General features: G+C 61.4%; 18 protein-coding genes and 1 tRNA gene. 5 read left to right on the top strand and 14 right to left on the bottom strand.

The features are described from left to right. The first annotated feature begins 238 nt into the window (after positions 1-238). Positions 239-2,347: an ATP-dependent DNA helicase RecG gene (recG, locus tag ACE4RL_RS11535; RefSeq protein WP_375597281.1), complete on the top strand. Its 2,109-nt coding sequence runs from the start codon at positions 239-241 to the stop codon at positions 2,345-2,347. A 3-nt stretch (positions 2,348-2,350) separates the two neighbouring features. On the opposite strand, the gene glmS is transcribed toward recG, so the two are convergent. Next, positions 2,351-4,177, bottom strand: a complete 1,827-nt coding sequence (gene glmS / locus ACE4RL_RS11530; RefSeq protein ID WP_375597280.1) for a glutamine--fructose-6-phosphate transaminase (isomerizing) — start codon at positions 4,175-4,177, stop codon at positions 2,351-2,353. A gap of 1 nt (position 4,178) precedes the next feature. After that, a complete protein-coding gene (gene glmU, locus ACE4RL_RS11525; RefSeq protein WP_375597279.1) occupies positions 4,179-5,528 on the bottom strand; it encodes a bifunctional UDP-N-acetylglucosamine diphosphorylase/glucosamine-1-phosphate N-acetyltransferase GlmU in 1,350 nt (449 codons plus the stop codon). Between the two features lie 137 nt (positions 5,529-5,665). Between glmU and ACE4RL_RS11520 the strand changes: the two genes are divergently transcribed. The 4 genes from ACE4RL_RS11520 (at position 5,666) to ACE4RL_RS11505 (ending at position 7,504) form a co-directional block, all read left to right on the top strand. Next, complete coding sequence (locus ACE4RL_RS11520) at positions 5,666-6,466, top strand: hypothetical protein (protein WP_375597278.1); 801 nt, start codon at positions 5,666-5,668, stop codon at positions 6,464-6,466. Between the two features lie 123 nt (positions 6,467-6,589). After that, positions 6,590-6,664 (top strand) — tRNA-Lys (locus ACE4RL_RS11515). Positions 6,665-6,748: 84 nt separating this feature from the next. After that, complete coding sequence (locus ACE4RL_RS11510) at positions 6,749-6,922, top strand: hypothetical protein (RefSeq protein WP_375597277.1); 174 nt, start codon at positions 6,749-6,751, stop codon at positions 6,920-6,922. A gap of 54 nt (positions 6,923-6,976) precedes the next feature. Beyond that, on the top strand, positions 6,977-7,504 hold the full coding sequence (locus ACE4RL_RS11505; protein ID WP_375597276.1) for a hypothetical protein: 528 nt from the start codon (positions 6,977-6,979) through the stop codon (positions 7,502-7,504). Positions 7,505-7,511: 7 nt separating this feature from the next. Here the strand turns inward: ACE4RL_RS11505 and map are convergent, their stop codons facing one another. The 12 genes from map to ACE4RL_RS11445 form a co-directional block, all read right to left on the bottom strand. Beyond that, the gene (map, locus tag ACE4RL_RS11500) at positions 7,512-8,267 is read right to left on the bottom strand and encodes a type I methionyl aminopeptidase (protein ID WP_375597275.1); all 756 of its coding nucleotides are present in this window, start codon (positions 8,265-8,267) and stop codon (positions 7,512-7,514) included. A 3-nt stretch (positions 8,268-8,270) separates the two neighbouring features. After that, complete coding sequence (gene pgi / locus ACE4RL_RS11495) at positions 8,271-9,911, bottom strand: glucose-6-phosphate isomerase (protein ID WP_375597274.1); 1,641 nt, start codon at positions 9,909-9,911, stop codon at positions 8,271-8,273. 23 nt (positions 9,912-9,934) lie between these two features. Next, on the bottom strand, positions 9,935-11,074 hold the full coding sequence (gene tgt / locus ACE4RL_RS11490; protein ID WP_375597273.1) for a tRNA guanosine(34) transglycosylase Tgt: 1,140 nt from the start codon (positions 11,072-11,074) through the stop codon (positions 9,935-9,937). A 45-nt stretch (positions 11,075-11,119) separates the two neighbouring features. Next, a complete protein-coding gene (locus ACE4RL_RS11485; protein WP_375597272.1) occupies positions 11,120-11,746 on the bottom strand; it encodes an exopolysaccharide biosynthesis protein in 627 nt (208 codons plus the stop codon). Then, positions 11,743-12,822: a tRNA preQ1(34) S-adenosylmethionine ribosyltransferase-isomerase QueA gene (queA, locus tag ACE4RL_RS11480; protein ID WP_375597271.1), complete on the bottom strand. Its 1,080-nt coding sequence runs from the start codon at positions 12,820-12,822 to the stop codon at positions 11,743-11,745. The genes ACE4RL_RS11485 and queA overlap by 4 nt, the downstream gene beginning before the upstream one ends. Before the next feature lie 64 nt (positions 12,823-12,886). Then, complete coding sequence (locus ACE4RL_RS11475; RefSeq protein ID WP_375597270.1) at positions 12,887-13,252, bottom strand: hypothetical protein; 366 nt, start codon at positions 13,250-13,252, stop codon at positions 12,887-12,889. Between the two features lie 55 nt (positions 13,253-13,307). Continuing rightward, complete coding sequence (locus ACE4RL_RS11470) at positions 13,308-13,706, bottom strand: hypothetical protein (protein ID WP_375597269.1); 399 nt, start codon at positions 13,704-13,706, stop codon at positions 13,308-13,310. Further along, positions 13,696-14,208 carry a peptidylprolyl isomerase gene (locus ACE4RL_RS11465; protein WP_375597268.1) on the bottom strand — a complete coding sequence of 171 codons (513 nt, stop codon included), beginning with the start codon at positions 14,206-14,208 and terminating at the stop codon, positions 13,696-13,698. The genes ACE4RL_RS11470 and ACE4RL_RS11465 overlap by 11 nt, the downstream gene beginning before the upstream one ends. Positions 14,209-14,303: 95 nt before the next feature. Beyond that, positions 14,304-14,888, bottom strand: a complete 585-nt coding sequence (locus ACE4RL_RS11460; protein WP_375597267.1) for a peptidylprolyl isomerase — start codon at positions 14,886-14,888, stop codon at positions 14,304-14,306. After that, the gene (gene coaD, locus ACE4RL_RS11455) at positions 14,885-15,379 is read right to left on the bottom strand and encodes a pantetheine-phosphate adenylyltransferase (protein WP_375597266.1); all 495 of its coding nucleotides are present in this window, start codon (positions 15,377-15,379) and stop codon (positions 14,885-14,887) included. Before coaD ends, ACE4RL_RS11460 begins: the two co-directional genes overlap by 4 nt. Before the next feature lie 489 nt (positions 15,380-15,868). Then, positions 15,869-17,086 (bottom strand): MFS transporter, encoded by a 1,218-nt coding sequence (locus ACE4RL_RS11450; protein WP_375597265.1) that lies wholly within the window; start codon positions 17,084-17,086, stop codon positions 15,869-15,871. Then, positions 17,086-17,706: a LysE family translocator gene (locus ACE4RL_RS11445; RefSeq protein WP_375597264.1), complete on the bottom strand. Its 621-nt coding sequence runs from the start codon at positions 17,704-17,706 to the stop codon at positions 17,086-17,088. Before ACE4RL_RS11445 ends, ACE4RL_RS11450 begins: the two co-directional genes overlap by 1 nt. Positions 17,707-17,725: the final 19 nt, after the last annotated feature.

Raw genomic sequence — 17,725 nt, 5'->3', positions numbered from 1 at the left:
CCATTTGCCCTTCGCAACTGTCTACTCCTCGAGGGATTTACTTCCCTTCTGGAACAAAACCTGCGCCTCTTGCGTCCACTTGGCAAGACACCGTCCATCACCAATTCGTAGGTGCACCAAGCCTGGCCGCGATTCCCCGGCTTTGCCGCATTGGGCATGTGCGTTTCCTGGCGCCGCCGGCCCGTGCACAATGCCATGAGAAAAGAATCACCCGTTCACCAATGCGGTCCCTATCCGGATGACCCGTCCACAAAACCTTCTGCCGCTGTTTCGTTCCCTGCACACGATAAAGGGTGTAGGCGACAAGCTGGCCGCGCTGCTGACCAGATATTTTGGCGCACCTGATGGCCAAGAGGCCATCGTGCTGGACGTGCTCATGCATATGCCTTCGGGTGTGGTCGACCGCCGGCGTCAGGTCGGGGTCGCTGAGGCCTATCTCAACCAGGTCGTCACGCTTCGTCTGCACATCGACCGCCACCAGCCCCCACCGAGGGGCAAACCGCATGTGCCGCACCGCGTTTTTGCCCACGACGAAACTGGAGACATGCAGCTTGTCTTTTTCCGTGCCCAAGGTGGCTGGGTCGAACGCAGTCTGCCGGTCGGTGAAGAACGCTTTGTTTCGGGCCAGATTGGGTTCTTCAATGGCGAAAAGCAGATCACGCACCCAGACTACGTGGTGGAGCCCGACAAGTTCGGGACGCTGCCCCTAGTCGAGCCGGTCTATCCCCTGACCAATGGGCTCAGTTCCAAGGCACTGGCCAAGCTGGTGCGGCAGGCTGTGGAGTCAGTGCCTGAACTGCCCGAATGGATCGCCAAAGACACGTTGAGCGCGCGCAGATGGCCCAGCTTCGCAAGTGCCATGCGGATGGTGCATCTTCCAGAGGACCCACAACAGGCCGAGCTCTGGTCACCCGCGCGGCAGCGGCTGGCCTATGACGAATATCTGGCGGGGCAGATCACGCTACAGCTTGTGCGCTCTAGCATGGTTGCTGCGCGCGGAGTGGCCCGACGGTTCACGGGCGAGATCGCGCAGCGGGTCGCGGCTGCTTTGCCCTTTTCGCTCACTGACGGCCAGCACCAGGCATTGAAGGAAATTCAGGCAGATCTGGCTGCACCTGACCGAATGTCGCGGCTTCTGCAAGGCGATGTCGGCTCCGGCAAGACGGTCGTTGCGCTCATGGCGATGGCCACAGTGGCAGAAAGCGGCGCTCAATCGGCCCTTATGGCGCCCACCGAACTCCTCGCCAGCCAGCATTTCCGCACCATCCAGCCTCTTTGCGAAGCTGCGGGCCTGACCTGCGCCCTGCTCACCGGCAAGATGTCGGCCCCCGAGCGCCGGAGCATACTGGCCGGCCTGGCCGATGGCACCATTTCCATCGCGGTCGGCACCCACGCGCTGTTCCAGTCCGACATCGCCTTTCATGACCTGGGTCTGACAGTGGTCGATGAACAGCATCGCTTCGGCGTGTACCAGCGCCTGGCACTCTCAGACAAGGGCCGCCACACGGACTTACTGGTGATGACGGCAACGCCAATACCACGCACCCTCGTGCTGACCCATTTCGGAGACATGGCCGTCAGCGTTCTCCGCGAGAAACCCCGAGGCCGCCAACCCATCGACACGGCCGCGATGTCCATTGGCGACTATGCCCGCGTCCTTTCCCGTCTACAGGCCCGCCTCGCCGAAGGCGCACAAGCCTATTGGGTGTGTCCTCTGGTCGAGGAGAGTGAGACATTGGAAGTCGTCTCCGCCGAGGACCGGTTTGCCGAACTCAAGAAGGCCTTCAACGATCAGGTGGCGCTGGTCCATGGCCGCATGTCCGCGGCTGCCAAGCAAGACGTCATGCAGCGGTTCAAGGCCAATGAAATCAAGCTGCTTGTGGCCACGACGGTCATAGAGGTCGGTGTCGACGTCCCCAATGCGACAATCATGATCATCGAGCATGCCGAGCGCTTTGGCCTCGCTCAACTGCATCAATTGCGTGGCCGCGTTGGCCGCGGCTCGCAGCGCTCAGCCTGTCTTCTGCTCTACAAGGACCCGCTTTCGGAAACTGCCAAGGCGCGGCTCGAAACCATCAAGTCCACCGAGGACGGCTTCCTGATCGCCGAAAGGGACCTCGAGCTGCGCGGCCAGGGAGACGTTCTGGGCACCCGTCAGTCCGGCATGCCCGGGTATCGTCTCGCCGTACCCGATGTACACCGCCACCTGCTCGAATTCGCGCATGACGAGGCCAAGGAACTGATGCACCGAAATCCGGGCCTCACCGGCCCCGAGGGCGAAGCGGCCCGCACGCTGCTCTATCTGTTCCGCAAGGACCTGGCGATCCCGCTGATCAGGGCCGGCTAACACCTATTCGACCGTCACGGACTTGGCCAGATTACGCGGCTGGTCCACGTCGGTCCCCATGAACACCGCGGTATGATAGGCCAGCAGTTGCACTGGAATGGTTGCGAGGATCGGCGCCACAAATGAGTGCACATGCGGGATTTCGATGATGTCAGCGACGCCATGCCCCACGGTCTTTGCGCCCTGGGCATCAGTGATCAGGATGATATTCCCGCCACGCGCCGCAACTTCCTGCATGTTGGACAAGGTCTTGTCGACCAGCTCGTCCGATGGCGCAACCACGATCACTGGCATGGCTTCGTCCACAAGCGCGATCGGCCCATGCTTTAGCTCACCTGCCGCATAACCTTCCGCATGGATGTAGCTGATTTCCTTGAGCTTCAGCGCCCCTTCCATCGCTACAGGGAACATCGCGCCGCGCCCCAGATAGAGCACATCTTTGGCCTTGGAGAGGCGCTTGGAAATGTCCATGATCTGTTCTTCGGCGCCGAGTGCCGCAGAGACGGCTGAAGGCAGAGCAATCATGGCGCGCACCAACTCGGCTTCCTGTTCAGCCGAAATCACCCCACGGGCCCGGCCTGCCGCAATGGTGAGGCTTGCAAGGGCGGTAAGTTGGGCTGTCAGCGCCTTGGTCGAGGCCACCCCGATTTCCGGCCCGCACAGAATTGGGAAGACCACACCCGATTCCCGGGCAATGGTCGATTCCACCGTATTGACCAGGCTCGCCACGTGCTGTCCCTGGCCCGCGCAATAGCGCAGCGCCGCCAGCGTGTCCGCGGTCTCACCCGATTGCGAAATGAACAGCGACAGCCCACCCTTTTCCAGCGGCGGCTCGCGATAGCGGAATTCGCTGGCCACGTCGATATCCACCGGCAGCCGCGCATAGTGCTCGAACCAGTATTTGGCGATGGCACCGGCATAATAGGCCGTCCCGCATGCGCTCATGGTCAGCCGCGACAGATCGGCAAAATCGAACGGCAGCGCCTCCCGGATAGCCACCTTCTCGGCGCCCATATCCACGTAATGACTCAGCGTGTGCGAGATAGTCTCGGGCTGCTCGTAGATTTCCTTGGCCATGAAATGGCGATGATTGCCCTTGTCGACCAACAACGCTGAGGCCTGCGACACCATCTGCTCACGTTCGACAAGCGCGTCCTTGCCATCGCGGATCGTCACGCCGTTCGGCGTAATCACCGCCCAGTCACCATCCTCAAGATAGGTCAGGCGCGAGGTGAACGGCGCCAGCGCCATGGCGTCCGACCCCAGATACATTTCGGTAGTGCCATAGCCCACCGCCAACGGGGCACCGTGGCGGGCGGCAATCAGCAGCCCATTCTCGCCCTTGAACATGAAGGCCAGGGCAAAGGCCCCTTTCAGCTTCTTAAGCGTCCGCGCCACAGCCAGCTCAGGCTCGGCACCGTTGTCCAGTTCGCGCGTGACCCAGAGAGCCACCGATTCCGTGTCCGTCTGGGTCTGCGGGCGGTACCCGTCCTTTGCTAGATCTTCGAGCAGTTCGCGGAAATTTTCGATGATACCGTTGTGCACGATGGCGACGCGCTCGGTCGCATGAGGGTGAGCATTGGTTTCGGTCGGGGCGCCATGCGTGGCCCAGCGTGTATGACCAATGCCGATATGACCGCCGAGCGGCTCCATGCCCAGCTTGCTGGCAAGATTGCCAAGCTTGCCTTCCGCACGGCGACGCGCGATCGCGCCATCTTCCAGTGTTGCTACACCGGCGCTGTCATAGCCGCGATATTCGAGGCGCTTGAGCGCATCCACGAGCCGGCCAGCCACCGGCGCATCGCCGACAATCCCAACGATTCCGCACATGCTAGTTTCCTTTCGCCGCCTTCTTGACCAGGGCGCGCTCCTTGAGCTTGGGCGCATAACCGGACTTGTTTTCTTGCCGGGCTCGGCCCAGCGCCAGCGCATCAGCCGGAACATCTTCAGTTATTACACTGCCCGACGCCGTATAGGCGCCATCTCCAATTGTCACGGGAGCCACCAGCGACGCATTCGAGCCAATGAACACATTGTCCCCGATAATGGTCTTATCCTTGTTCACCCCATCATAGTTGCAGGTAATCGTACCTGCACCGATATTGGTCTTGGCTCCGATCTCGGCGTCACCCAGATAGCTCAGGTGCCCTGCCTTGGTGCCGGCGCCGATCCTGCTTTTCTTGACCTCGACGAAATTGCCCAAGTGTACGTCCGGGCCCAGTTCCGCGCCGCCACGAATGCGCGCGAAAGGCCCGATGCTGGCGCCCTCGCCAATCACAGCATCCTCGATGTCGCAAAAGGCCCGGATTTCCGCGTTGTCGGCGATTTTGACGCCCGGCCCGAACACCACATTGGGAAAGATCGTCACATCCCGGCCGATTTCAGTGTCCCAGGAGAACCAGACGCTCTGCGGGTCACGCAATGTCACGCCGGCAGCCATGATTTCCTTGCGCTTGAACTGTTGAAACGTTGCCTCGGCTTCCGCCAGCTTTTCGCGATTATCAACGCCAACCAGCTCCGCGGCATCCGCTTCGATAAAGTCGATACGCTTGCCGTCGCCTGCCGCGAGTTCGACCGCATCGGTCAGATAGTACTCGCCCTTGGCATTTTGATTGCCGATGCGGTCGACAACGCCGCGTAGCGTATCGCCCCGGAACCCTATAATCCCGGAATTGCACAGGCCGATCAGTCTTTCATCGTCGCTGGCATCCTTGTGCTCGCGGATGGCCCGCACGCGTCCGCCTTCTGTAATCAGACGCCCATACCCCGTGGGGTTCTCCGGCCGGAACCCGACGACCACCATGTCGGCGCCTTCGTCCAGCTTGCCCACGATCTGTCCGATCGTAGCGGAAGTCACCAGGGGCGTGTCTGCATAGAGCACCAGCACATGGCCGGCGGCCTTTTCATAGGCGCCGCGCGCCTGCTGCACTGCATGGGCCGTACCGAGCCGGTCAATCTGCTTGGAAATCTGCGCCCCAGCATCAAAGCGGGTCACAGCGGCTTCAACAGCTTCGTGGCCCGGGCCAACGACAACCGCCACCTTCGAACCAAATCCCTGCACCGTGCGCAACACATGACTGACGACCGGCAAGCCTCCGACCGGATGCAACACCTTGGGCAAGGCGGACTTCATCCGCGTACCCTCTCCCGCTGCAAGAATGATCGAAAGCAATTCCGCCATTGCGCTCTCTCCGACCTGTCGCTCTTCTTCCGGCATTTACACAAATTTATGGCAGCCAACAGTTGGCGAACCGATAACATTGAGACCACTCTAGCCACGACACTCCCGGCGATTCGGGCGTTTCAGAGGGTCCTCGCTTGGCTAAAGCATCCGAACAGTTCCGGCAATCCGATGTGACGGTCTGGGGTGTCGTCACCTTGGTCTGTGTCGCCCTGGCAGTCTTTGGCTCCAACATTGCCCTGCTGGTGCCGCAAAGCATCATCGGTGGCTTGCATCAGCCGCGCGTGGCCGGCTCCTCGATCGAGACCCTGCGTCGCGAGGTCTTAGACCTGCGGGAGGAAACTATCCGCCTCAAGCGTGAGAACGAGCTGTTGGTGACCCGCTTCTCCATGCAGGAGCGCTCCGGCAACGACATCACTCGCCGCGTCGGCGCACTTGAAACCACCGTCCCGCGCATACTTGAAAGCCTGCCGACCGGCGCGGCGGTTGATCGCTCCAACTTGACGGCCTCTATCGGTGCAGGCCAGACCCTGACCTTCGAAACCGAGGGCGGATCGGTGGCCGTCAGGCAATCTGCGATGCCCCAGGCCACCGCGGCTGAGGCGGTCGGCCAACCGCTCCCGGCTCCGGTCTCCAGCCGGGAAGCCGCGGCCATGGCCATGCCGAACGAGAACGCCTATGGCATCGCGGTCGGTGCTGCGGTGCCCTTCGAGCAGACCCCTGCGCTTTGGAGTGACCTCACTCTCAAACTGGGACCTCTGTTGTTCGGGCTGTCGCCGCTGGTGGTTGACCAAGCCAATGGCGACGACAAGCGCATCGTTGTCGGCCCGATAGCCGAATTGGCGGAAGCGCGCGCTCTTTGTCAGCGGTTTGAACGCGTTTCCATTGCCTGCATTCCCATGCCCTATTCGGGAACTCCTCTGGACATGTCGCAATAGCGGCCAAATTCGGTTGACAGGCGGACAAGTCCGGCTATGTTCCGCCGCGACGCCACAGGGCGTCCTTGGCAGCCTTCCGGTCCGGTGTGTTTTTGGTCTGGAGTGCAGCTTTCTAAATCGTAGGCGCCGGTAGCTCAGTGGTAGAGCATTCGACTTTTAATCGAATGGTCGAGGGTTCGACCCCCTCCCGGCGTACCACTTTCTCTTCTTTTCGAGCTCCGTTGTCGCGACATCGCCTCGCTTCAGGGCGATACTAATGTGGTCACTCCTGAATTCCCGGCCATGACCCAGACCTGCACAGATCCTGACCCCTATGCCGAGCTCGACAACCGGGCGGACGCGTTCGAACTGTCCGAAGAGTTCCGCAAGCCGATCCGTATTCAGCGCGGCTGCGTCGCCGCGCCGCGTATGACCAGCACACAACTGTCTGGCGCCAGACGCCGCATTCCAGTTTGAGAATCACCGCCATGCCGTACTATCGGCTTTGGGCGCGGGCATTGGGGATTGAACATGTCTCAGGAGACGACGGACCTGCTCAAGGTCCTGGCGATCACGTTGCTGGTCTTCGCCACCAGCACACTTGTCATGCTCTATGCCATTTTGCTCTTGGCCCAATACGGCGCCAACTTGCCCATGGTCGGATCCGTTCCGCTCAACGCTCCGCCCGAATTGGTCCCGGTTCTCACTGGCAGCGGTGTCTTTGCCACGCTCGCCGCCGTTCACGTCACCGGTTCGGGCATCGCCCTGCTGCTCACTAGCAGCACCATCGACATGGCCCTCCTGATCACCTCCAAGGCCGTCACCGTGGTCATTATGGCCCTGCTCGGCTTCGCTGGCGGCCATATGGTCTATCTGCAACTGAACGAGAACACTGCCCTCAACCTCAATCCGCTACTGCCCGCACTTGTAGGCCTCGTCGGATTCCTTGTGCTCTCGACGGTCCTGAGCGTCCCGGCACTGCGGCGCCTCGGCAATTTGCGCTATGCCGTGGGGATCGGGCTGATCATTCTTGGCCCCCTGCTGTTGGTCTGGCTGTAGGAGGCCTCTACCCCGCAAGCGTCACGATCACAGCACCGCGGGGCGTTGCCACCAGCGTGTGTTCATACTGGACCGTCGGTGCCAGAGGCTCTGCGGTCAGCGTCCACTCGTCATCCTCATACATCTGCTCAGCTATTTGTCCGCCCAGCGACAGGAACGGCTCAATGGTCAACACCAGCCCATCCTGAATGCGGCGCCGCTCGGACTTGTCCGGCCAGGTTGGCACTTCGCCCGGCTCGTCATGCAGGCTGTCACCGACGCCGTGGCTGGCAAGGTTCCGGATCAGCGTGTAGCCGCCCTTCTTGGCAACCTTACCGATGGCTGAACCGATATCGGCGAGCGGCGCGCCGGCTTTGACCGCGTTGATCCCTGCCCACATGGCCTTCTTGCCGTCCCGGCACAGCTTCTCCAGCCTTGGATCGCCCTTCCCCAGAATGTAGGACGCTCCACAATCGGCAAACACCCCGTCCTTCATGGCCGAGACGTCGATATTGACCAGATCCCCCTCTTCCAGCACCCGATCACCCGGAATGCCGTGGGCAATTTCCTCATTGATCGAAATGCAGGTCGCGCCCGGAAATTCATAGGTGAGGATGGGCGCAGAAACCGCGCCGTAGTCCGCGAGGAATTTCGCACCGATCTCATCGAGTTCGAGCGTTGTCATACCTGGACGCATCGCGGTGGCCATGGCCTCGCGGGCCATGGCGCAGATGCGGCCGATTTCCTTGAGCTTATCGAGTTGCTCGCTCGTCGAGATGATCAAAAGTCAGGCCTTGTTGGCGAGATAATAGTCCAGCAAGCCCTGCGTCGAAGCATCGTGCCCTTCCCCACTCTCGTCGCCCTTGACCTTGGGCAACAGCGCCTTGGCCAGCTGCTTGCCCAGTTCCACGCCCCACTGGTCGTAGGAATTAACGTTCCAGATCACGCCCTGCACGAACACCTTGTGCTCATAGAGCGCAATCAGCGAACCCAGCACTTCGGGCGTTAATTGCTTGTAGAACAACGTGTTGGACGGACGATTGCCCGGGAACACCTTGTGTGGCGCCAGCGCCTTTATCTGGTCCTTGTCGAGGCCCTGGGCCTTCAACTCAGCCACGACCTCGTCCTTGGTCTTGCCCAGCATCAGCGCTTCGGACTGTGCCAGCACATTGGCCACCAGCTTGTCATGATGCGGCGGCAAGCTTTCGTGCGGCTGCGCGGCGATCAGGAAATCGCAAGGAATGACGTCGGTGCCCTGATGGATCAACTGGTAGAAGGCATGCTGTCCATTGGTGCCGGGTTCGCCCCAGACGATAGGACCGGTCGGCCAGCCGACCTTCTTGCCCTTGAGCGTTACCGACTTGCCGTTGGATTCCATGTCTTGCTGCTGCAGGTAGGCGGCAAAGCGGCTCAAACGCTGGTCATAAGGCAAAACGGCATGGGTCGAAAAGCCCCACGCATTGCGATACCAGATGCCCATAAGCGCCATGATGACGGGCAGGTTGTTCTCAAGCGGCGTTTCGAGAAAGTGGCGGTCCATGGCATCGGCGCCTGCCAGGAATTTTGCGAAATTGTCGTAGCCGACGGCCATCGCAATGGGCAGGCCGATGGCCGACCACACCGAATAGCGCCCACCGACCCAGTCCCAGAACCCGAAGATACGGTCCTCGCGAATACCGAACTTGGCGCAGGCCTCAAGATTCGTCGAAACCGCTGCGAAATGGTTGGGCACTGCCTCTTCGCCCAGCGCGTTGGCAATCCACTTCCGCGCCGAATTGGCATTGGTCATGGTTTCGTCGGTGGTGAAGGTCTTCGAGGCCACAATGAACAGCGTCTTCTTGGGGTCGAGGCGCTTCAGCACATCATGGATATGCGCACCATCGACATTGGAGACGTAGTGGGCGCGCAGGTCAGCGCGCGTATAGGGCTCCAGCGCCAGGGTCACCATCGCCGGGCCAAGATCAGACCCGCCAATGCCGATATTGACCACGTCTGTGAACTGTTCACCGCCATGACCGCGGATGTCGCCCGAGCGCACCGCGTCGGTGTAGGCCTCGATGGCCTTGAGGACACCGCGCACATCCGGCATCACGTCCTTGCCGTCCACCTCAACCGGCTTGTCGCCCTGGTAGCGCAGCGCCATGTGCATCACGGCGCGGTCCTCGGTGATGTTGATGTGCTCACCTTCACACATCTGGCTGCGGCGTTCTTCCACGCCCGAAGCCCGCGCCAACTCGAACAGGGCCGCCATGGCGTCTTCGTCTATCCGGTTCTTGGAATAGTCCAGCAGGATGTCCGCCCCGGTCGCCGAGAATCTCTTGAAGCGATTGGGATCGAGCGCGAACATTTCGCGCATTGTCACTTCGCTCAAGCGTTTACGCTGCTTCATCAGCGGGTTGAGCACGTCGCCACGTTCGCCCTTGGCCATAGTCTTGTCCCTCTGGAGAATTCTTAGAGCACCGGCAGATCGCCAGCGGCCCATGCCGCCCGCGTCTCTGCCGCAAATTCGTTCATCCGGCCATCCTGGATAGCCGCCCGGCAGCCCGCCGTCAGTTCCTGATAGTAGGCCAAGTTGATCTGGGAAAGCACCATGGCGCCCAAAATCTCTTCAGTACGAACCAGATGGTGCAGATAGGCGCGGCTCCAGCGCCGGCAATTGGGGTTCGGCGACGCCTCGTCCAGCGGTCGATGGTCATCCTTATGCCGCGCGTTTTTCAGGTTGATGACGCCAAAGCGCGTATAGGCATGGCCATGCCGCCCGGCGCGCGTGGGATGAACACAGTCGAACATGTCAATTCCGCGCTCGATCCCGCCCAGAATGTCGTCCGGCTTGCCAACTCCCATTAGGTAGCGTGGCCGGTCCGTCGGCAACTCCGGTGTGATCTCGGACAGCACCCGGAACATCACCTCCTGCGGCTCGCCCACGGCCAGGCCACCGACGGCATAGCCGTCAAAACCGATATCCTTGAGCCCCGCCGCGGAGCGCCCGCGCAACTCGGCGTCGTCGCCGCCCTGCACAATGCCGAATAGCGCCCGGTTCAACTGGTTGTTGAACGCCGTCTTGGAGCGAGCCGCCCAGCGGATGGAGAGCTTCATTGCCCGTTCCATCTCCTTGCGTTCGGCCGGCAAGGCAATGCACTCGTCAAGCTGCATGATGATGTCACTGTCCAGCAGCGTCTGGATTTCGATCGACCGTTCCGGCGTCAGCTCATGGCTTGACCCATCGATATGCGACTTGAAGGTCACGCCCTGCTCGGTGAGCTTCCTCAACTTGGCTAGCGACATGACCTGGAACCCGCCGCTGTCGGTCAGGATCGGCCGCTGCCAATCCATGAAGTCATGGAGCCCTCCGAGCGAGGCCACACGTTCTGCACCGGGCCGCAGCATGAGATGATAGGTATTGCCCAGCAGGATATCGGCGCCGGTCTCACGGACCTGCTCGGGATACATGGCCTTGACCGTGCCTGCGGTCCCTACGGGCATGAAAGCGGGCGTGTTGATTTCGCCGCGCGGCGTATCGATGCGGCCGCGACGGGCTATGCCGTCGGTGGCGAGAAGGGAGAAGGTGACTTGTTTGGTCGGTGCGTTCATGGCGCGGGTTCTAGCCTGTCCACGCCACTTGGGAAAGTGGCCCTATCACGTCATTGAATCCAGGGCCGCCAGGCCCAGGTGGAACGCCCCAACAAATATCGCCAGCGCCACGGCCAGCCCTATCGCTGTGGCGATCAGCCCCACGATCACCCCAGCGCCGTCCCGGTTCAACATGGAGAAGGCGATGATGCAAAGTCCCACATTGGGTATGGCATTGATGAACGGGATTGGCAGCGCCATCACCACGCTGACACAGATGACCAGGATGGCATAGGGGAGGTTGGCTTGTGCGCCGGTTATCCAGCGCAGCCGCGGCCGCGAGAACCGCGCCAGGACACCGGCAACCTTGACCACCTGGGCGCTGGCCTTGACCATCAGGTCGAGCGGCAATTCACGTTTGCCGATAATGCCTGGCAGACGGATCGGCCGGCCCGTCAGCATGCCCACGGCAATCGCACAGGTGGTCCAGGCAATTGTGCCGCCATAGCCCGGCGGGCCGGGGATCATGTTGAACAGCGAGACGACCAGCAGAAGCAGGCGGTGAGCGCGCGGCCCGAGGATTTCCACCAGATGCGACAAGGTCATGTGCGACTGATCGCTATTGGCCGCACGCTCAAGAGCAGAGGCGATGCGCCGCGTATAACGGGTTATCGGCGCAACGCGCTGCGTCACGCATCATCCTCGGCGTGCCGGGCCCGATGCAGGAGCGAGGAGTCTCCATAGGAATAGAAGCGGTAGCCACGCTCGATGGCATGAGCATAAGCCGCCTTCATGGTCTCAAGCCCGGAAAACGCACTGACCAGCATAAACAGGGTCGACTTGGGCAGATGAAAATTGGTCATCAGCACATCGACCGTCCGGAACCGGAAGCCCGGTGTAATGAAAATGTCCGTATCGCCGATAAAAGGCTTCAACTCCCCCGTGGCGCGCGATGCCGTTTCGAGCAGCCTGAGGCTGGTGGTACCCACTGCCACCACCCTGCCCCCGGCAGCGCGGCGTGCATTGATCCGCTCCACGGTTGCCTGGTCGATCTCGCCCCATTCCGAATGCATGACGTGGTCGTCCGTATCCTCCGCCTTCATCGGCAGGAAGGTGCCCGCGCCGACATGCAGCGTCACGCGTTCCATGGCCACGTCCATGTCGCTAAGGTCTTGCAGCAGCTTTTCGGTAAAGTGCAGTCCGGCAGTCGGTGCCGCCACCGCGCCGTCCTCGGCGGCGTAGACGGTCTGGTAGTCGACCTTGTCGCGCTCCTCCACGGCCCGCTTGGCCCCGATGTACGGCGGCAGAGGCATGGCGCCGTGCGATTTGATCGCCTCGTCCAGTTGCGCCCCGCCCAGTTCGAACTCAAGCGTCACTTCCCCGGTGTCGCCTTTGCCTGCGACGCGGGCAACCAGCGGTTCTGCATCGCCATTGCCCAGTTCCAGCCGGTCGAGCAGGTGGAGTTTCTTGGCCGGTCGGGCGAAGGCGCGCCAAGTCTTGGCGTCGACCCGCTTGTGCAGGTTGAACGAGACATTGGCCCGCGCATCGCCGCGTACTCTGGTGCCCTTAAGTTCGGCTGGCAAAACGCGCGTATCGTTGACCACCAGAACGTCACCCGGCCGCAGCAGCGTCTTGAGGTCTGGAATATGCTGGTCGGAAAGTGGCTGGTCGGGACGCACCACGAGCAGACGCGCGCTGTCGCGCGGCTCTGCCGGGTGCAGGGCGATCAGGTTTTCGGGCAGATCGAAGTCGAATTCGGTTACGCGCATGACGGCTCGTTAGCATGGGAGAGGCAGTGACGGAACGGGGTTCGACGCAAAGGCCTTGCGCGATCTACTGGCCCAAGTCGCTTGACTGGCACGTGACGGTCCAAAGTCCTCCAGCGGCAACGGCAACCACACCACCCACCAGCGCTTGCCGAGCCTCAAAGACCCGGCCGATGCGAAAGCTCATTGCCGTGTGTTCGCGGCCATCCTCGTCCTTCCATGATACATTGGCGCCTTCCACGTCATTTTCCGCAAAGCCGTACGAAACATATTCGCCATCATGGTTGGGGTGCTCAGGGTCGGTCGAAAGGCCGTAGTCCCCGGTCAACTGCATCTGGACGCTCAGCACCGGCTGCACCAGCGCCTCCCCCAAGGTATAGGTGAAGGCGACCTCGCCCGCCTCATCGGCGCAGGACACCGTGTCGACTGCCATAGCGACAGGCGCCGCAAGGAGAGTAGCCGCAATGGCGGCCAAGAGGGAGCAGAGCTTAATCTTCACGGCAGGAGACCGCCCAGACACCGAGCCCGATAATCCTGAGTGTTCCGGCAAAGACATGCTCGCCAGCCTCTTGGGCATGGGACAGCCTCAGCTCCGCGACCGGCAGATTGACGATCTCATCATATAAATCGACCTTCATGATCTGGTCGTCGGCGAAGCCTTGCCCGATGGTGAAAATGGCACCGTCCCCATAGGCAAGATCGGTCGTCCAGTGCCGGGTGTCATGACGCATATTGGCGGCAATGCCGCCGAACCCACCAGCGGTGCCCAGTAGCAGTCCGACCTCGGTATTGGCCTCGACATCGGTGCAATACATCCATTGCGTCGCCGAGGCCGGAACGGCCGAAAGGCTGGCGGCCAGGACCGCCAGCACCAGCTTATTCGGCAATGTCAGCCGCGACCTTGACCGAAACCATCTTGTCCGGATCGACAACCGGCTCGCCGCGCTTGATCTGGTCGACATTCTCCATGCCCTCAATCACCTCACCCCACACAGTATACTGGCGGTTGAGGAAGGGAGCATCTGCAAAGCAGATGAAGAACTGCGAATTGGCGCTGTTCGGGTCCTGCGCGCGCGCCATCGAGGCGGTGCCGCGCTTGTGCGGAGTCTCGTTGAACTCCTGCTTGAGGTTCGGATAGTCCGAGCCACCCATGCCGGCGCGCGACGGGTTGAAGCTGGCTGAGGTGGAATTGCCAAACTTGACGTCGCCGGTCTGGGCCATGAAGCCCTCGATCACGCGGTGAAACACCACGCCGTCATAGGCGCCTTCGCGGGCCAGCTTCTTGATGTGCTCGACATGGCCGGGCGCCACTTCAGGCTTCATGGCAATGACGACCTTGCCCTTGCTGGTTTCGATGACGAGGGTGTTTTCCGGATCTGCATAGGCCATGGATGGTCTCTTTCGTTTCAGGATGTGGCCGGGGTTTAGGGCGAATGCACGAAGGGCGCAAGCCTCAGGGCCGCGCCCCTCGGGATTGGAGCGCCTTACCGATATTCGATCGCGGCCGAAACGATCTTGTCCGGATTGGCCACCGCGCCATTCATCTCCTGCGGGCCTTTTTCCAGAGCGTCGACTGCTTCCATGCCGGAGACGACCTTGCCGAACACGGTGTACTGCCCATCGAGGAAGCTGGCATCGGCAGTGGTGATGAAGAACTGCGAGTTGAACGAATTGGGGTCCTGCGAGCGGGCCGCGCCGACAATGCCGCGCTGGAAGCTCTCGGAATTGAATTCTGCTTCGACATCCGGCAGGTCTGACCCACCCGTGCCCGCCATCTGCAGATTATAGGACGCATCGGTCGAATCGCCATTGGCGATGTCGCCGGTCTGCGCCATGAAGCCATCGATCACGCGGTGAAACACCACGCCATCATATTCGCCCGCTTCGGCCAGCGTTACCACGCGCTCCACATGCTTGGGGGCGATTTCGGGCAAGAGCTCGACATCAACCACGCCGTCTTCCAGGGTCAGGATCAGGTGCGGCGTGCCCGACTGGGCCAGAGCCGGTGCGGCAGCAAGGGACGCGCCCAGAACGAGGGCTGCGAAGGTACGGCGGGTCAATTTGATCATTTGGACTTGAGAGCCTTGAGCACGATTTGCGGTACAAAAGCGGAGATATCCCCGCCCATTTCAGCGATCTGCCGCACCAATGTGGCCGAGATATGCCGCACCGGCGGGCTGGAGGGCAGGAAGACGGTCTGCAGATCGGGCGCCATCTGGGCGTTCATCCCCACCATCTGCATCTCGTAATTGTAGTCGGTGGTGTCGCGCAGGCCGCGGATGATCAGCTTGGCGCCGTTTGCCCGCGCCGCATTGACCATCAGGCCAGAAAAATCGACGATCCGGAAATCGGTGTTCGTCCGCGTTCCCACGGCCGGCAAGACCTGCTTGAGGATTTCGATCCGGTCCTCATGGGTGAACAGAGGGTTTTTCTTGGTAGCGCTGATGCCAACCGCTACCACCAGTGTGTCCACCAGCTTGCAGGCGCGCTCGATGACATCGAGGTGCCCGTTGGTTAAGGGATCGAACGACCCTGGATAAAATCCAACCAATTGCGTCATGGCATCCCCCTTCCCCTTGTAGTTGCGAAGGTTTTGTCACGCGCACCGCCCTGACGCAAGGCTGGGCCATGAGACCCGCCATTCGAGTTTGGTTCTTGGCCCTCTCACCCAAAATCTTCTGACGTGAGGACTTTGCCCTACGGGCGGGCGTGACTTCAAGCCGGTCAGCCTTGCGGCTTCCGGTTGCGGTGGACGTGTTCCGAGGCACGTGCGTCTCGGTAAAACTAAGTAATAGAGACGTCGCCGCCTCGGAACGCCGGGTTTCTCCTGCATTCTGGGTCCCTATTGATCGCTCGTCGCAAGGCGACCCAAATTGCAGGCGAGCCCTGGAGCGACCCAGTCTCACCGGCCCCTCCCGCGAAAGTTCGCTGCAGTCCGTCCGCTGCGGGAGTGATGGCAAGATTATGGGGGAGGTTTTGCAGACGTGGATAACTTTGACTTCCGCTGCCAAACTCTAGTTGCACAGTTGAGAATAGTCGGGATCAATCGTCAGGTTCGGCCCCGCGCAGCAAGAGTGACGACGCCCAGGCTGACCAGCGCAACACCACCTACCACGAAGGCCACCGGCGTTCCCCACTGGCTGGCAATAGCGCTGCCGATCAGCGGCGCCGACAGCATCGAGCCAACAATCACCGCCTCACCAGCCGCAAACACACGTGCGATGCGGTCTGGCGGTGCCTCTTGCTGGACAATCGTACGGTAGGGCACAAGCATGAAAGCGGTTGCACCGCCCATGAAGCACAGAACCAGCAAGAAGGCCGCCACCTGCACCGGCCAGCCGAGTATGGCGGTCGTGGCCAGCAAGATCGTTGTCGTGCCCGACAGCATCGCCGCCAGTGACATGGACAGAATGGGGTGTTGCGCCGCTGCCCGGCCGGCGACAAGGGCGCCGAACAGGCCACCAAAGCCAGAAGCGGCAATGGAAAAGCCAAAGATCGTCGCGTCAAAGCCAAATCCCTCCGCGAGAAGGGCAATCAACGCATCATAGAGGAAGAAGGCGAAATAGGCGCATGACGAGAAGATCAGTGCGATCAGCAACCGCTTGCTCCGCCTGAACTCGGCAATACCCTTGAGGGATTCGGTGAAGAACGACTCACGCGGCTCATCGGCAGGAACGCGGGGCGGGAGATTTAGGGTCAGCACGAGGAGCGTTGCGATGACGGAAAGCCCCGCATTGAACAAGAACACCTGCTGTGGCTGCCAAATGGCGAGCAGCAAGCCCCCAATTGCTGGCCCGGCGATCTTGGATGTCTGGTTGATTGCCTGATGGAGGCCATTCGCATGGCCGCGCAGATCAACCGGCGTTGTGGCCTGGATCGCCGCTTGCCGTGCCGGGGTGAATGCTGAGTCGATACTGCCGCGAAGAAAGACCAATGCCAGCAGCACATAGGTCTGCCCGGTGAAGGCAAAGGCGAGCGTCGCCAGCCCGCGGCCCAAATTGCTGACAACGAGGACGGTCCGGATTGGCACACGATCAACCACCACAGCGATGAACGGACCTACGATGACGTATGGAAGGCTCAGGGCCAGCGCGAGCAAAGCCAACGCGAGGGGCCCCTCGCCCCAAGCAAAAACCACCAGCGCTATGACGGCTGCATAGTCCAGCCAATCGGAGAAATCCGCTGGCACGCTGGCCAGCGCCAAACGCCGCGGCAAGGGCAGGCGCAGCAGCGCGCGATAGCTGGGAGGCTCGACCTTCTGGTCCATCAGGCGCGCTTCTGCAGCGCCAGCCAGACACCACCCGCCATCAGAATGACGCCGGAAAGTCGAGACAGCACACGCACACGCGCTGCGCTCAGCAGGAGCCGTGCGCGCCCCGCCACCAGTGCATAGACAGCATCCGTCGCCCCGGCGACGAACATGAAGACAAGTCCCAACACCATCACCTGCGGAAATGTCGGCTGGGTCACATCGACGAAATGAGGCAGAAATGCCCCGAGGAAAATCAGCATTTTCGGATTCGAGAGAACGACGAAAAATCCCTCAAGCGCAATGCGCCGGTTGGACTTGCCGCGTTCCGCCCGCACAGTCCCGAGGTCCCCATCGCTGCGCAGCATCTTGTAGCCCAGCCAGATGAGGTAGGCGGCCCCGACCAGCTTGATCCAGTCAAAGGCCGCGCCCATGAAGGCCACCAGCGCCTGCATGCCCAGCGCGACAATCACCGTCATGACCAGCACACCCGCCTGGGTCCCAGCCACAATGGCCAGCCCTGCCCCAGTGCCCCGCGCCAATGAATTGGCGACGATCACCGTCACCGTCGGTCCCGGCACCACGGCCAGAAGGAAACAGGCGCCTAAATAGGGGATAAGCAGGGCGGGATCGATCATGGCGGTCTCCTACATGTCA

It is taken from the genome of Devosia polycyclovorans, from assembly GCF_042181575.1.
Lineage (GTDB): Bacteria > Pseudomonadota > Alphaproteobacteria > Rhizobiales > Devosiaceae > Devosia > Devosia polycyclovorans.
Note: the sequence above shows the minus strand (reverse complement) of the source record. Positions and strands in the feature narration are given on the sequence as shown.

Excerpts from the sequence above, each read along its gene's own strand:
- queA (WP_375597271.1), bottom strand. The coding sequence starts at position 12,822 with ATGCGCGTAACCGAATTCGACTTCGATCTGCCCGAAAACCTGATCGCC.
- ACE4RL_RS11460 (WP_375597267.1), bottom strand. The coding sequence starts at position 14,888 with ATGATCAAATTGACCCGCCGTACCTTCGCAGCCCTCGTTCTGGGCGCG.
- ACE4RL_RS11510 (WP_375597277.1), top strand. The coding sequence starts at position 6,749 with ATGACCCAGACCTGCACAGATCCTGACCCCTATGCCGAGCTCGACAAC.
- tgt (WP_375597273.1), bottom strand. The coding sequence starts at position 11,074 with ATGAACGCACCGACCAAACAAGTCACCTTCTCCCTTCTCGCCACCGAC.
- glmU (WP_375597279.1), bottom strand. The coding sequence starts at position 5,528 with ATGGCGGAATTGCTTTCGATCATTCTTGCAGCGGGAGAGGGTACGCGG.
- ACE4RL_RS11475 (WP_375597270.1), bottom strand. The coding sequence starts at position 13,252 with ATGGCAGTCGACACGGTGTCCTGCGCCGATGAGGCGGGCGAGGTCGCC.
- ACE4RL_RS11465 (WP_375597268.1), bottom strand. The coding sequence starts at position 14,208 with ATGGCCTATGCAGATCCGGAAAACACCCTCGTCATCGAAACCAGCAAG.
- glmS (WP_375597280.1), bottom strand. The coding sequence starts at position 4,177 with ATGTGCGGAATCGTTGGGATTGTCGGCGATGCGCCGGTGGCTGGCCGG.
- coaD (WP_375597266.1), bottom strand. The coding sequence starts at position 15,379 with ATGACGCAATTGGTTGGATTTTATCCAGGGTCGTTCGATCCCTTAACC.
- ACE4RL_RS11445 (WP_375597264.1), bottom strand. The coding sequence starts at position 17,706 with ATGATCGATCCCGCCCTGCTTATCCCCTATTTAGGCGCCTGTTTCCTT.
- ACE4RL_RS11505 (WP_375597276.1), top strand. The coding sequence starts at position 6,977 with ATGTCTCAGGAGACGACGGACCTGCTCAAGGTCCTGGCGATCACGTTG.
- pgi (WP_375597274.1), bottom strand. The coding sequence starts at position 9,911 with ATGGCCAAGGGCGAACGTGGCGACGTGCTCAACCCGCTGATGAAGCAG.
- recG (WP_375597281.1), top strand. The coding sequence starts at position 239 with ATGACCCGTCCACAAAACCTTCTGCCGCTGTTTCGTTCCCTGCACACG.
- ACE4RL_RS11450 (WP_375597265.1), bottom strand. The coding sequence starts at position 17,086 with ATGGACCAGAAGGTCGAGCCTCCCAGCTATCGCGCGCTGCTGCGCCTG.